Below are 14,181 nucleotides of genomic sequence, written 5' to 3' on the forward strand. Positions count from 1 at the left end.
TGGCAAGCTGAGCGCCGCCATGAACTTCCAGATTGGGGCCAGCACCGGGGAAGGCATGACGGTTAACCTGGCCACACAGCTGACCGGTGTTACCGGGGCGAGCGGTATGGGAGGGATTACGGCGGCTATCACTGACCTGGAGAGTACGCCGGATGCGACTAACTCGAAGGCCCTGATGACCTCGCTGGAAGATGGTCTGAAAGCGGTGGGTGAAATGCGTTCAGGGCTGGGCGCCAACATCAATCGTCTGGGCCACACGGCGGCGAACCTGGCAAACATGAAAGACAACACCGAGCTGGCGCTGGGTAACATTCAGGATGCGGACTTCGCGAGCGAAGCCTCTTCCATGACGCGTAACCAGATGCTGGCGCAGACCAGTATGTCGATGCTGAAGCAGTCCAACAGCATGTCCGGCATGGTGATGTCCCTGCTGGGCTAAGACACCGCGCGCTGAGACGACAAAAACACCGCTTTCGGGCGGTGTTTTTGTATCTGAAGGCCGCACACGGGTTTCCCCTTGAGCGGAAATCCTTTTTCCTCATATCAATCAATGCATTGATTTTATTAATTTAAAATGTTGGCACGTTACTTGCTAAGTAATGCCATATCACGTCTGGTTAGCCCTACGTGCCCGTATTTCTGGAGATAAAAAATGTCTGATTTGACCAGCCTGGATCCTCAAACGCTTGCCACGCAGCTTGCAGGGTATGACATTGCCGCTATGCAGACGGCGTTGAAAAAACAGACCAGCTCTCTGGCGGCTCAAAAAGCGGCATTGACGGCACTTCGCACGGCGTTGAGCGACTTTCGAAGCGCGTTAACCGGATTGAATAAAACCGACAGCGGGATGCTGCAAAACGTGGCCACGACGAATGTTGAAGGCGTGGCGAACGTGACGGCAGGAAGCGGGGCGCAAAAAGGCTCCTACAACCTGTTTGTTGAGCAATTGGCCTCCGCACACCAAATTGCGTTCGATGATATGACCGACGAGTCGATCAAGAACGCGACCGGTACGATGACCATCACCATTAACGGCAAGTCGATGGACGTTGAGATGGATGGCCTGGAGTCGATGTCTGACCTGACCAAAAAGATCAATAGCAATACCGATAAAGACGCGCCGGGCGTGACGGCGTCGCTGATTCGTACCGACGGCAAAGTCAGCCTGATGCTGAGCAGCGATGAGAGTGGGGCAGACAATATCGTTGAGCTGGATACCAGCCAGATGGACGGGGCCAGCGCGCAAAAATTCGCCGTATCAGAGACGATTTCCACGGCGCAAAATGCGAAATTCAGGCTCGGTGAAAACACCAAAACCTATGAAAGCAGCTCAAATACGCTCGATAAACTTATCGATGGCGTCACCATTGAGCTGACGAAGGCGCAAAAAGACGGCGATGACCCGCTGCGCATTAATATCGGCGTAGACAATACCGCAACCAAAGAGCAGATGCAGAGCTTTGTGGATGCGTTTAATTCGCTGAAAACCGAACTCGGCAAGCTCACCAACAGCGGCAGCGACGGGAAAGATCGCGGCGCCTTTGCCGGTGATGCCGGTATTGCCTCGCTGGAAAGGGATCTGAACAACCTGCTGCGCCAGACCTTTGGCGACAAAAATATGACTGACTACGGTATTACCGCCAGCCGGGACGGCACGTTAACTATCGATAGCACCAAGCTTGACAAGGCATTGCAGGACGATCCCCACGGCCTGAACGACCTGTTCAACGGCAATAACGGGTTGATGAAAAGCATGGATAAGTCGCTGGACAAATACCTCAATACCTCTAACGGTCTACTAAAAGGGCGCCAGGAAACGCTGGACCGCCAGCAAACGGAAATCGACACCAAAACGGACAAGATTCAGACGCGATTTGACACCTCATATAACCGTTATCTGAAACAGTTCACCCAGCTGCAATCCATTATGACGCAGATGAATAACACCATGAGTATGTTTGGCCTGGCCTAAGGGAGAGTCAGTTATGTATGGAAATGAACCGGAGGCCCTCGGCCAGTATCAGCAGTCCGATCTGGCCATTCAGGCCGCGGCGGCGAGCCCGCATCAGCTGGTACTGATGTTGTTTAACGGCCTGATGGATGAGTTGGTTCGTGCCAAGAGCCATATTGCCGCTCGCCGCTACGAGCGCAAGGTACAGAGCATTAATAAGTGTATCGATATTCTTAACGCGCTCACCAGCGCGCTGGATTATGACAAAGGGGGCGATTTAGCGCTAAGCCTTGCCAACCTTTATGACTATTGCGTGTACCGCCTGTATGACGCGAGCCATAAACTTTCCGTTGAGTATGTTGATGAGGTGGAAAAGATCCTCGGCAACCTGCAGGACGGCTGGCAAAAAATGGGCCAGCAGCATGAATGATATTCAGGTCATTCACTTTTTGACGCGCGCGCTGGACGTGGCGGCAGAAAACGAAAATTGGGCTCAGGTGCAGGAAGTGGACAAGCAAATTGCTTCACTGCTCACCTCTCTGGCAGGTAATCCCCTTAGTGATGAGAAACGCGTGGCTCTGGAGGCACTGCGGCGTATGCACCGCAAAGTGAATGACAAGTGCCGCCTGAAAAGCGAAGAGCTGGAGCGAAAAATGGCGCTACAGCGGCGTAATCAGGAAGGCATTGCGGCCTATGCGGCCTTTATGGATGAAGGGGATATTCGATGATGACGATGGCCTCTTCACCCCTGGGGTTGCTGAATACCTCAGGGTCTTTGCCGGACTTACAGAATATCGTCGCGCCGCAGAGCATCACGACTGCCGCCCCGGAGTTACAGCTCGCGGCATCCGCCCTGCAACCCTTTACGCTTTCGATGCTGAGCGTGATGCCAACCGGGTCAAATGATGACGCGGGGCTGGACGCCGTCGGGCCGACTCTCCTCGGACCAGAAGAAGACGGAGGCACAGAGGTAAATGCCGAAGCGCCAGTGATGCTTCTTCAGCAAATTCTGGATGGCCTGTTGGCGAGCTACACCCCATCTTTCACGCCGGCAGCTCCAGTCGCCAACACGATCGTTGACGCGGGCAGGCTGGTTCCGGGAGGTGAGGTTCTGATTTCGCCCGCAGGCTTGCCCGGCGTGAGTTTGCCAGCTCATGGGCAACCCCCAGCGTTGGCTGATGCCGGGGCGTTACTGCCTGTGCAGCAGATGACGGCAAAAGAGGGGGAATTTACAGCGTCTTTAACCGGGATGAATGCCGGTGAAAACAGGGTGATTTCAACCGTGCAGCCTGAGAGTGTTGGGCCTGAAACCAAATCGTTCCCGGCAACCCTCAAGCTGGATCCTGAATCTTCCCGCTGGACTCAACAGCTGCAATCCGCGCTTGGCGAGCGTTTACAGGTACAGGTTAAGGATCAGATCCAGCACGCCACTATTCGCCTCGACCCGCCGGAGATGGGCAAGATAGACATTGCCGTGCAGATCGAAAATGGCCGTGTGCAGGTCACCATTAATGCAAGCCAGGGGGAGGTTTACCGCGCGCTTCAACAGGTCAGTAACGACTTACGTCAGAGCCTGACCGAGCAGAATTTTGTGCAGGTAAATGTCCAGGTTTCCTCTCAGAACGGACAACGCGATGGCCAGCAGCAATCGGCGCCGCAGAAGCAGCCCGAGGATGTTATGGCTGCCGTGAGCATTGAGACGGACGCGAGCGTGCGTCGTGAAGATGCCTCCGTTCTACTGACCGTTTAAACACAGAAGATTATGACAATAAAAACTTTTTCTCTGGGGCTGTTAATTGCCCTTATTGCGGCCGCATTAGCGGCGGTATTGACAATAGTGGGTACTCACATGCTGAGCAAGGATGAGGGGGACAGCGGCATGCTGACCTCGCTGTTCAGTGCCTCGGGTGAGCAGCGCGTTGAGTTTGTCGAAATAAAAAATGTCGTTATCACCCTACAAAGCACCAGCAGTAAAGAGCGTTATCTGCTGCTTGAGCTGGCCCTGGCGACGAGTGACCCTCATAGCGTGCAGATGATTAATGACATGTCCCCGGCGGTACGTGGCGCCACGGTAAGTCTGCTCTCCGGCAAGCAGTACGACGCGGTGCGTGCTATGAGCGTTTCTGAGCTGAAGGCAGAGCTAATGAAGGCCTACCGTGAGCGCTTCAGGACCCTCAACAGCACCGTACCGTTTCAGGATGTGATCATCAGCAAGCTGGTCTTTCAGTAAGTCACCACGGCGGTACAGGAAATGATGGATTTTATTGCTGACGATACGCTGACGCCTGCGGAAGAGTCACGTTATGTGAATGCTTACTTACCGCTGGTGCATCGGGTTGTGAAGCAGCTTTCTTATCAGGCAAGCAGCGTCATGGACAAAGAAGACATGGAGCAGATAGCCCTGATGGGGTTGCTCAGTTCTTTGCGTCGTTATGGTCATCCTGATGAGCAATTTGGGGCTTATGCCGTGCACCGTATTCGGGGGGCCGTGCTGGATGAGTTACGCCAGCTTGACTGGCGTCCACGTCGCCTACGACAAAAGACCCATAAATTGAATGATGCCATCCGCGAGGTTGCCCGCGAACTTGGCCGCCCGCCTAACTTTTCTGACCTTGCCGGGCGGCTGGATATCACCGCCGAAGAGTATCAGGAATATTTGCTGCTGGACTGCGCGAAGTCGATGGACAGCCTGGATGAGTTGCTCAGCAGTGAAACGCATTCAGTGCCATTGAATGGCAGAAATTTAGAAGAAGAAGTGATGGTGAGCCGCACGCTAAAAACCGCGCTGGCAAGCCTTGATGAACGTGAGCAAATGATTTTGACGCTTTATTACCAGCATGAAATGAGCCTGAAAGAGATAGCCCTGGTGCTGGGGCTGACGGAGGCACGAATCTGTCAGCTGAATAAAAAAATAGCGCAAAAAATTGAGCAGTTTTTTTAGCCGTTTTTGAGAAGTGGAAACTCATGCAGAAATTATTAGGTTTAGTGATTATTTTCGCCTGTGTTGTCGGCGGTTTTCTTATGTCCGGTGGACGGTTGGCATCGTTTTGGCAGCCTGGTGAAATCATTATCATTTTAGGCGCCGGTTTTGGGGCATTAGTACTGGCCAATCCCAAACCAGTACTGGCCGAAATGTATCGTCAGTTCCGCGGCGTGATGCGTAAAAATGAGCATACCGATGAATACCAGCGCCAACTGCTGATGCTGTTGTTTGAGCTGCTGGAGCTGGTGCAGGACGGCGGCCTGAAGGTGCTGGACGAGTATATTGAAGTGCCGGAAAGCAGCCCGCTGTTTCAAAAATACCCGCTGATCCTTAGCGATAAAGCGCTGATTACCTTTATCTCGGATAACTTCCGCCTGATGGCGATGGGTAAAATTAACGAACACGAGCTTGAAGGCATTCTCGAACAGGAGTTGGTGGCGATGGAGTCAGATTTACTGCTGCCATCCCGCTCGCTACAGCGTATCGCCGAGGCTATGCCTGGTTTCGGTATTTGTGCCGCGGTGCTCGGGATTATCATCACCATGCAGTCCATTGATGGTTCCATTGCCGTGATCGGCGTGAAAGTGGCGGCCGCGCTGGTGGGTACTTTTCTTGGCGTCTTCTTCTGTTACTGCTTGATGGACCCGATGGCAAACGCCATGGAACAGCGAACCAAAAAGCTGATGGCGGTGCTCGAGTGCGTGCGAACCGTGTTGGTGAATCACGTTGCCGGTAAGCCCACGCTGCTGGCGGTTGATGCTGGACGCAAAATGCTGCCGATGGACTCCAAGCCGACCTTTGCCACGCTCGACGGCTGGGTAAACCAGATGACGGGTGAAGCGTAATGCGCGGCACAGCAAAGGGGCATACCACCATTATCAAACGCTCCTCGCGTAAAGGCCACGACGCGGTTCATGGCGGGGCGTGGAAGGTTGCGTTTGCCGACTTTACGCTCGCCATGATGGCGCTGTTTATGGTGCTTTGGATTATGGGGGCAGTCACCGAAGAAGAGCGTAAAGAGATTGTCTCGTTGCTTAACAGCGACTCGCTGTTTGACGGTCTGTCCGCGGTGCCAGTGACCCAGCCAAACGGCTCCGGGGGTAGCGTGACCATCCTGGCTGGGAAACCAAAGTCGGATGATGCCGGGCGTGATATTCAGCAGGATGTCGCTGCGCTGCAGGCGTTGACCAACACGGCAAACCAGGGGGAAAGTCTGGCAGACGTGAATCGCCGCTCAGAGCAGGAAATCGAAGATTTGGCCCGAGTGATCATGAAGATCACTTCTGCCTATGACGCGCAGTCTAATCTGCAAATCGAAATTGTGCCGCAGGGGCTGCGTATTCTGGTGCAGGATGACCAAAAACGAGAAATGTTCCAGCGCAGCAGCGCTATTCTGACGCCCTTTTTTAACCGTCTGTTGACGGAGTTTGCTACGGCGCTGAACTCCATCGATAACAAAATCATTATTACCGGGCACACCGATTCCACGCGCTTTCGCGATCAGGAGCTTTACAACAACTGGAACCTGTCCGGTGAGCGTGCCATGCAGGCGCGTAAAGCGCTGACGAAGGGCGGGCTGGATAACGGGAAGGTACTTCAGGTTAGCGGGATGGCTGACCAGATGTTGCTCGATCCTGAACATCCGCTCAGTTCGGCTAACCGCCGCATTGAAATTATGGTTTTGACCCATTCCGCAAGCGCTTCGCTGTATCAGTTCTTTGGTCAGCACGGCGAAAAAGTGCTTAAGCCGCTGTCCGAGAGCGTCGCGCAACAGTCGCCCCCGACTCGCTAAATTTTCAGGTATTTGATTTGCTGATTTCTATTTCCACCTCAATTGTCTCCACTTTGCCGCCTGCGTCCGAACTCTCCCGGCGTATGGCGGGATTTTTTTTTCTGCTGCTATTCGTTCTGTTTTCGTCACAGGCCTGGGCTTTACCCGCTAAAAAGTCTAAAGCAGGTGTCAAGCGCACGCAGGTCGCGCAGCTGCAGAGCAAAGAAGCCCGTGAACGGATGAAAAATCGCGCAAGACTGCTCGCCAGCGCCAGGCAGCGTCTTGCCGGTGTCCCGCCCACGCCTGAACAGAAAAAACGCCAGACTGCTGAAAAATTGGCCGTTCGAGCCATGAACCGTGAGCAGTTGGCCATGCACACTCGCTGGCGTCCTGGGATGATAGGGGGATCAGAAAGTTTGTGGCCGTTGGCGACCGAAGCGCTTATGGCTGAGATGGTAAACCCCCGCGTTGAAGCTACTCTTCACAAAGTCATAGCGCGGCTTAAGCAGCAGTTGGGCAAGCCCTATGTCTGGGGCGGACAAACGCCGGAACAAGGCTTCGACTGCAGCGGGTTAATCTACTACGCCTATAATAAGCTGCTCAGCCAAAAGCTCCCGCGTACCGCCAACGGTATGTTCCAGGATCGGCGATTAAAGCGAATCAGTCAGCACCAGCTTCAGCGCGGCGATCTGGTATTTTTTAGTATCAAAAGCCAGGATCGCGCCGATCACGTCGGGGTTTATTTAGGGGAAGGACAGTTTATCGAGGCGCCCAGAACCGGGCTGAACATCCGGATCAGCCAGTTGACGGATAATTACTGGCAGGATCATTATCTTGGCGCGAAACGTATTTTGACCGAGGAGGCGATTCTGTAAGGTAATCCCTCACCTTAGCCCTCTCCCAAAGGAGAGGGAATAACCCGCGCTCGTCATCCTATGTTTTCTCCCTTGCCCCTTCGGGGAAAGAGACCGCAGCAGCGAATCGAATTAACGGTGAAGCTCACCGGCGGCTTCAGGCTGGTAGTGCAAAGCCAGCACTTCAAGATGAGTCTGGCTGCCGTTTGGCAACGTCCAGTTGATACTATCGCCAACCCGCAGGCCCAGCAGCGCGGCTCCCACCGGGGCCATAACGGACAGCTGGCTGTCGCTGTCGGTCAGGTTTGCCGGGTAGACCAGCGTGCGAACGTGGACTTCCTGGGTGCTTAAATCGCGGAATTCTACGCGGCTGTTCATGGACACCACATCCGGCGGCATCTTCTCCGGGCTGCACATCTGCGCGCGATCCAGTTCGGCGTTGAGCGCCTCTGCCACCGGGGCTTTGGCGTACTGCGGCTGTTCCAGCAGGCGGTCAAGGCGTTCGGCGTCTAGTTCGTTAATGATGATGGCAGGTCTGGACATAGTTCTCTCCGTGTAAAAAAGCAGGGCACTCATGTGCTGAAATCGTACAAAGAAAAACCCCCACCGAAACCGGCGAGGGTTGTTCACGTAGGATCGATGATACTGAGCTTAGCCCGGAGTTGAAAGCGAGATAAGTCACATTTTGACTTCCCCTGAGCCGCTTACAGAATCACGCTCCCCAGCGCCGCCAGCAGGAAGGCGATGGTGCCGATCAGCGTTTCCATCACCGTCCAGGTTTTCAGCGTCGTTTTTTCATCCATTTCCAGGAAACGCCCCACCAGCCAGAAGCCTGAGTCATTCACGTGGGACAGTACGGTTGCCCCGCCAGCTATAGCGATGACGATAAAGCACAGATCAAACTGGCTCAGACCGGTGGTAGCTTCGACCATTGGCGATACCAGCGCGGCGGTGGTCGTCAGGGCGACGGTTGCAGACCCCTGAGCGACACGAAGCGCGGTCGAGATAACAAAGGCGGCAACGATAACCGGCATGCCGGTGTCTGAGAGCACGCCGGCCAGCGCATCGCCGATGCCGCTCGCACGCAGTACGCCGCCGAACATGCCGCCCGCGCCGGTCACGAGGATAATGCCGCAAATCGGACCCAGCGCGCCGTCACAAACCTTTTCAAGGTGCTGGCGGCTGTGCTTGCCGCTGAAGACCATCAGGGCAAAAAAGACGGTGATGAGGAGGGCAATAGGCGTTTTGCCCAGCATGCGTAAGAAGTTCACCAGCGTATTGTCGGCGCTGACCCAGCCGAGAACCGTGGCGGTATTTAGGCCGGTATCGAGGAAAATCAGCACCAGCGGCAGCAGTAGAATCGTCATGACCATAGCGAACGAAGGGGGTTGGTGATTCTCATCCACTTCGACCTTACCGAGGAAAGAGCTCGGCAGAGGGATGTCGAATTTTTTTCCGGCATACAGCCCGAAGAGATAAGCCCCGATGTACCAGGTCGGGATGGCGATAATCAGCCCCACCACAACCAGCAGGCCGATGTTGGCACCCAGCAGTTCGCTGGCGGCAACCGGGCCTGGATGTGGCGGCAGAAGCGCATGCATCACCGCGAAAGCACCGGCTGCAGGGAGGGCATATTTCAGGGTTGAACCGCCGAATTGCTTTGCCACGCTGAAAATAATCGGCAGCATGACCACCAGGCCTGCGTCGAAGAAGATTGGGAAACCGAACAGCAGGGACGCGACGCCGAGTGCGAAGGGCGCCCGGTGCGAACCGAACGTGCCCACCAGGGTGTCCGCCAGCACCTTCGCCCCGCCGGAAATCTCCAGCAGGCGGCCGATCATAGCCCCAAGCCCAACCAGTAAGGCGACTCCCGCCAGCGTACTGCCGAAGCCGCCCAGAATCGTTGGCACAATTTTATCGAAGGGCACGCCGGTGACGAGCGCGACAATAACGCTGACCAGGGTCAGCGCCAGGAAAGCATGTACGCGAAAGCGCATGATCAAAACGAGCAGGAGCACGACGGAACAGGCGGCAATACCCAACAGGCTTCCTGCGCCTAAACTTGTTGTTATTTCAGTCATTTTATTTCCCCAGTGGCAAATTCTAAGATGAATACACCGAAAGATTATTATTGGGTGATGTTGATACCGGTAACATGATATCGGTAACATTGGGGCGGCTGTAAACGAACTCTGTCATGTTCGTTTACATTTTGGGATGAAGTTCAAACAATCAAAATAATCAGCGCGAAAAGTGAACGCGGGAATTGTTTGGCCAGAAAAAATCTGACACGCACCGGTATCAGGTTTGGCTCGCAGGCAAAGGATGTAGGGGGAGCATTTTCCCGAGAGGATATTCAGTTGTCGGGCAGAAAGTAGAACGACTGTGTTTTTATTATGTTTTTCTGGCAGTAATACTTTGTGGGTAATCTATTTCAACGGGGCGGAAAATTCTTGTGTTTATTTTCACGCTAGCTAAAATCCACGCCCGTTGAATATCAGTAGGAAATGCAGTTTCTTTGTGTTTTTTAATCTATTTCATTGATATTTTGGTATTAATTTCATCATGGATGGTTCTATGTTTAAAGCGGTTTTTTTCTCTACGGCGTTACTGCTAACCGGCTGTACGGCCTCAGATTTTATCAGTGCGACGGGTGAAATTTTAAATGCCAAAGACTCGCATGATAAAAATATGAGAAATGAAAAAATTAAGGCTGCTAATAAAGCCGCAGGTTATTAATTCAGGCTGTCAGTTCGGTAATATCGTTGCAGAAGAGATGTATTTTCGAATTATCGAACGAGCGGGCCGCCGATTTATTCGCTGGCCCGCCTGATTTTAACGAACATTGTGATCCGCTATCGGTAGCAGCAGCTCTTTGAGGATCTCGTAGCGCTGCTGCGGCGATAGCCAGATAAATCCCAGCAGTTTTTGCTGGCTGCCTTCACGCTCGAACTGTACCTTCAACTGCAATAAATACCGTTTTGTTCTGTTCATGGTGACCTCCAGTTTCCTTACCTGAAGGCTATAACCAAAAAACCGGAACAAATAGTGATGCGATTAATTTTTGACTTCAGTATTTATTTCATCAGTAGCCAACGGCGTCCAGGCGGAAGCTCTTCCCACAGTTTCCTGGATGTTTTTGCGGGGCAAAGGACGCCGTTTGCAGCGGTTGGTTAATCCTATCTGCCAGCAGGGAGATCTGCATCTCCGTGAGGTAGCTGGGGTTGCCGTCGCAGGTGAGTTTGATGGCGTCCACTGCGTCGCTGCCCCAGGTTTGCTTCACGGCTTTGTTAAACGCTTTACGTGTCACAACCTGGCCGTAGTTCTGGGCCAGGAACTGGCCAAAGGCGCTCTGCTTCACTTCCCCGTTAAGCCGTACCATCGTGCCGAAGTAATCGTCTGGGTTAAAACCAAAGCAAACGCCATGTTTGGCGTACTCGTAGCGTTCCAGGCAGGATTGCCCCCCTGCGCCGGGCATCACGCCCGCCAGCTTTGAGGCCATTTCAACGGAAAGCCCGGTGTCCGGTGCGGCGCATTTGTTTGAGGCTCTCGCTTCGGCCATATTCGGCACCGGGCGAGTGGCGCAGCCGTAGCGCATCCAGCGTTTTTCATCGACGCCGCGGGAGGAGACGGATTTCGGCAAACCTGGCCAGAGGCCGTGGACGGTCAGAAAGGCGCTTTTATCCGCCTGTTCCTGTTGATTTTTGCACTCAGCGGGTTCGTTGCGATTGCGGTCGTGCATGCTCTGACAGAAACCGGTTTGCCAGGATAACGCTAGCACGTAGCGATCAAAATCCCCGTACTGGCTGGGCTGTAGGGCGTCGGCAAACGCTACAGGGCTGAGGAAAAGCGGGGTGCAAAGCAGTAAATATCGCGGTGTGAAATTCATCGTTATTCTCTTATCTGTCCTGGAGGCGGGCTTATTATAGGCATAAAAAAAGCGCCTGATGCAGGCGCTTGAAACGTTGATGACTGCCTGTTAGTGAACGATCGCGGCTGCAGGAACCAGTATTTCCGTGGCGATTATCACCACGATAAGGCCGACGGCTACCGGAACAGAGGTACGCTTAACGACTTCGAATGGGGATATTTTTGCCATCCCCGCGACGGCTACCACCACCCCGGAAACCGGGGAAATGGTGCGCCCAAGGTTGGAGGCCTGCAGCATCGGAATTGTCAGGTAAGCCGGGTTAATACCCGAGGAGTGCGCCAGTTTCGGGATCATTTCGACGAAGGCATAGAACGGTGCGTTGCCGGAGCCGGTGGTCATGGCCGCCAGCATGGTCAGCACCACCAGCACCAGCATCAAAATAATGCTCGCCGAGCCAAACGAGGTGGCAATGGAGATCAGGCTTTGAATAAAGCCGATGGTGCTCAGCCCCTGGGCAAAGACACCGGCGGCAACCAGCAGCATCACCACGTTGGCGAACGCGTCCGCCATGCCTCGGTAGCACACTTCCATCCCGGAGAAAACGTGCTGGGTATTGAAGCTGCGGAAAAACTCAATCAGGGCGGCAATCAGGATACATATCACCAGGATGGTAATGATATGCAGCTGCGGGCCCCATTTACCGTCAAAAATCAGCACGCCAACGATCGGCGTGAACGGCAGAATGGCGTAGAAAGAGGGCGCGGTGGTCTGAATTTCAGTCACGTCCAGCATTTCGTGGTTGATGTGCTCTTTTTTATCGAGATAGCGCTGCCAGAAGAAGTGCGCAATCGCCATGCTGATGATGGCGGCAATGGAGATAGGAATCGTTGTTTTAAAGGCAAAATCGACCAGCGACATTTCTGAGGCCTGCGCCGCCAGCACCACGTCCCCGGAGGTTGGGGCCAGAATAATGGCCGCCGGAGAGGCACAGATGGCCGCCGCAGCGCCACGACTGATGCCGACGTTGACCATGACCGGGAACAGCGTTGCCATTAACAGTACGCCAAGGCCGGTTGCGGACGAGACCGCTAGCGACATCAGGCAGGCAACGAAGTAGGCGGCAATCATCAGTAAATAAGGGGAATTGATGAACTTCAGGGGCTTAGACGCCAGTTTGACCACCACATCATTGGCGCCGATGTGGGTCATGTAGGCGGCAAAACCGCAGAGCATCATGATCATCATGCCGAGGTCGCCGCCGCGGCTCATCAGCAGGATTTTGACGTATTCAAAAATGTCCGTGGCGGTGTAGCCGGTACTTTCTGCGCTGGCGGGCAATACTTTATGCCCCATCAGCGCGCTGACGATAAGTAATAATAACCCGCCGACGAACAGCACGCCGGTGGCTGAGTAGCCTTTGATGATGTAGCGGGCAACGCCCACAATCACCACTACCCCAATAATAAGTTCCAGAATGGTAAGCATGATATCCCCTGATGCGTTAAGGCGCTCTTCGGCGTCCTTACGCTGGCGCTAAAAGTGGTTTTCTCTCAGAAAATTAAAATAGTGATTTTTTACAGTCGGCTGTAAAGGGCTAAGAATTTGCCTCAGAACCCGTTTGGAGTTTCTGATGAGCATCAATTTTCGTTGCAACGGATCAACTTTAGGCAAAGCTTTTGTTAGCTGCATTACGTTTTCGACGTGGCTGATAAAAAATAAGGCATAAAAATTGTGCGGATTTTGGCGGTAAAAACAACGATTTGTTATGTAAAAACAATGATTGATTTACCTAGTTGTTAACGAGTGGATTTTTCGTAAAGCAGTTAAAAAAAACTTTTAAACGCGACAGGCTGCCGCCTATACTGCCGATCTCTCTTATGTCGGGGTTTTTATGCTGCACACCTCCCTCTGGTCGACAAGCCGCTGGCGCTTTATCAGGAAGCATCTTTTGATGCTGCTGTTGGCGTTGGGCTGGTTTTTTGTCAACAGTCAGGTGGCGATAGCCTCTTACGATTGCCCGGTTGATATGACCGCTGGCCCAATGGCAGCCCCGCATAGCGACACCATGCAGATGTCTGACAAGGCGATGCAGGCGAAACTCAGTAACCCGCTGTGTGAAAAACACTGCGTGCCTGACGTTATGCAAAAAGACAACGGGCACAGCTCGCTGCTGGCGTTACCGGTTGCAGATACCCTCGCGCTGGTCGCTCCTCAGTGTTCAGAGACCGTTGAATCCGCCCCTTATGTTACCCCTCCCGCAACAGGACCGCCGGCAACCATTCGTTTTTGCCGCTTTAGAGAATAACTCCAGCACCGTCAATGCATTGGGGCTTTGCCCATTCCCTTTTTGACTGTGTTTTGGAGATAAATCATGTTTAACGCTATTCGTTCTGCTGCGGCCTGTGCGCTGCTTGTTGTTGCCACTTTTCCTGCTTTTTCCGCTGAAACTTCCCACGATATGTCCTCTATGAAGGGGATGTCTGACATGCCTGGTATGGCGATGTCTTCTGAGGCTTCGCCTTCTGCTCAGGTTTATAAAACCGAGGGCGTAGTGAAGAAAATCACCGCTGATACCGTGTCTATTGCCCATCACCCCGTCGCCGGGCTTGGCTGGCCAGCCATGACGATGACGTTCGCTTTGCCGAAGGACGGTTCACTGCCTGCGTTAGCGGTGGGAGAGAAGATTGCTTTCTCATTCGCCCAGCATGCAGCCGGGTACCAGTTGGTTTCCGCCACCCCGCTTAAATAACC

Annotated in this window: 18 protein-coding genes; 13 read left to right on the forward strand and 5 right to left on the reverse strand. The window is 53.6% G+C overall.

Annotated elements, in window-relative coordinates; all coding sequences use genetic code 11:
- From CNE01S_RS16970 to CNE01S_RS17015, 10 genes are all read left to right on the forward strand, one after another.
- Positions 1-439, forward strand: a 439-nt coding sequence (locus CNE01S_RS16970; RefSeq protein ID WP_255212426.1) for a flagellin, incomplete at its 5' end; no start/stop codon positions are given.
- Between the two features lie 213 nt (positions 440-652).
- Complete coding sequence (fliD, locus tag CNE01S_RS16975) at positions 653-1,972, forward strand: flagellar filament capping protein FliD (protein ID WP_061277464.1); 1,320 nt, start codon at positions 653-655, stop codon at positions 1,970-1,972.
- A 13-nt stretch (positions 1,973-1,985) separates the two neighbouring features.
- On the forward strand, positions 1,986-2,381 hold the full coding sequence (gene fliS, locus CNE01S_RS16980; RefSeq protein ID WP_061277465.1) for a flagellar export chaperone FliS: 396 nt from the start codon (positions 1,986-1,988) through the stop codon (positions 2,379-2,381).
- Entirely contained in the window at positions 2,374-2,679 is a 306-nt protein-coding gene (gene fliT, locus CNE01S_RS16985; protein ID WP_061277466.1) for a flagellar protein FliT, read from the forward strand. The genes fliS and fliT overlap by 8 nt, the downstream gene beginning before the upstream one ends.
- Positions 2,676-3,701, forward strand: coding sequence for a flagellar hook-length control protein FliK (locus CNE01S_RS16990; RefSeq protein ID WP_061277467.1), 1,026 nt, complete (start codon positions 2,676-2,678; stop codon positions 3,699-3,701). Before fliT ends, CNE01S_RS16990 begins: the two co-directional genes overlap by 4 nt.
- A gap of 12 nt (positions 3,702-3,713) precedes the next feature.
- Entirely contained in the window at positions 3,714-4,181 is a 468-nt protein-coding gene (locus CNE01S_RS16995) for a flagellar basal body-associated FliL family protein (protein ID WP_061277468.1), read from the forward strand.
- A 24-nt stretch (positions 4,182-4,205) separates the two neighbouring features.
- Positions 4,206-4,892, forward strand: coding sequence for a FliA/WhiG family RNA polymerase sigma factor (locus CNE01S_RS17000; protein WP_061277469.1), 687 nt, complete (start codon positions 4,206-4,208; stop codon positions 4,890-4,892).
- Positions 4,893-4,915: 23 nt separating this feature from the next.
- Positions 4,916-5,779, forward strand: a complete 864-nt coding sequence (motA, locus tag CNE01S_RS17005) for a flagellar motor stator protein MotA (protein WP_061277470.1) — start codon at positions 4,916-4,918, stop codon at positions 5,777-5,779.
- Positions 5,779-6,726 (forward strand): putative lateral flagellar export/assembly protein LafU, encoded by a 948-nt coding sequence (lafU, locus tag CNE01S_RS17010; RefSeq protein ID WP_061277471.1) that lies wholly within the window; start codon positions 5,779-5,781, stop codon positions 6,724-6,726. The genes motA and lafU overlap by 1 nt, the downstream gene beginning before the upstream one ends.
- 17 nt (positions 6,727-6,743) lie before the next feature.
- The gene (locus tag CNE01S_RS17015) at positions 6,744-7,580 is read left to right on the forward strand and encodes a C40 family peptidase (RefSeq protein ID WP_061277472.1); all 837 of its coding nucleotides are present in this window, start codon (positions 6,744-6,746) and stop codon (positions 7,578-7,580) included.
- Between the two features lie 111 nt (positions 7,581-7,691).
- On the opposite strand, the gene rnk is transcribed toward CNE01S_RS17015, so the two are convergent.
- Positions 7,692-8,102, reverse strand: coding sequence for a nucleoside diphosphate kinase regulator (rnk, locus tag CNE01S_RS17020; RefSeq protein ID WP_061277473.1), 411 nt, complete (start codon positions 8,100-8,102; stop codon positions 7,692-7,694).
- 161 nt (positions 8,103-8,263) lie between these two features.
- A complete protein-coding gene (locus tag CNE01S_RS17025) occupies positions 8,264-9,640 on the reverse strand; it encodes a GntP family permease (RefSeq protein ID WP_061277474.1) in 1,377 nt (458 codons plus the stop codon).
- Between the two features lie 496 nt (positions 9,641-10,136).
- On the opposite strand from CNE01S_RS17025, the gene CNE01S_RS25495 reads away from it, so the two are divergent.
- The gene (locus tag CNE01S_RS25495) at positions 10,137-10,298 is read left to right on the forward strand and encodes a hypothetical protein (RefSeq protein WP_169799417.1); all 162 of its coding nucleotides are present in this window, start codon (positions 10,137-10,139) and stop codon (positions 10,296-10,298) included.
- A 96-nt stretch (positions 10,299-10,394) separates the two neighbouring features.
- Here the strand turns inward: CNE01S_RS25495 and CNE01S_RS25340 are convergent, their stop codons facing one another.
- From CNE01S_RS25340 to dcuC, 3 genes are all read right to left on the reverse strand, one after another.
- A complete protein-coding gene (locus tag CNE01S_RS25340; RefSeq protein WP_156479835.1) occupies positions 10,395-10,553 on the reverse strand; it encodes a hypothetical protein in 159 nt (52 codons plus the stop codon).
- 91 nt (positions 10,554-10,644) lie between these two features.
- Complete coding sequence (gene rna / locus CNE01S_RS17030; protein WP_061277475.1) at positions 10,645-11,448, reverse strand: ribonuclease I; 804 nt, start codon at positions 11,446-11,448, stop codon at positions 10,645-10,647.
- A gap of 90 nt (positions 11,449-11,538) precedes the next feature.
- Entirely contained in the window at positions 11,539-12,915 is a 1,377-nt protein-coding gene (dcuC, locus tag CNE01S_RS17035; protein WP_061277476.1) for an anaerobic C4-dicarboxylate transporter DcuC, read from the reverse strand.
- Between the two features lie 406 nt (positions 12,916-13,321).
- Here dcuC and CNE01S_RS17040 point away from each other — a divergent pair, with 406 nt between their 5' ends.
- Together CNE01S_RS17040 and CNE01S_RS17045 are read left to right on the forward strand one after the other, a co-directional pair.
- The gene (locus tag CNE01S_RS17040; protein WP_342747902.1) at positions 13,322-13,735 is read left to right on the forward strand and encodes a DUF2946 domain-containing protein; all 414 of its coding nucleotides are present in this window, start codon (positions 13,322-13,324) and stop codon (positions 13,733-13,735) included.
- A 66-nt stretch (positions 13,736-13,801) separates the two neighbouring features.
- Positions 13,802-14,179: a copper-binding protein gene (locus CNE01S_RS17045; protein WP_061277477.1), complete on the forward strand. Its 378-nt coding sequence runs from the start codon at positions 13,802-13,804 to the stop codon at positions 14,177-14,179.
- Positions 14,180-14,181 lie beyond the last annotated feature (2 nt).

The organism is Cedecea neteri NBRC 105707 = ATCC 33855, assembly GCF_001571265.1.
GTDB classification, from domain to species: Bacteria; Pseudomonadota; Gammaproteobacteria; order Enterobacterales; family Enterobacteriaceae; genus Cedecea; species Cedecea neteri.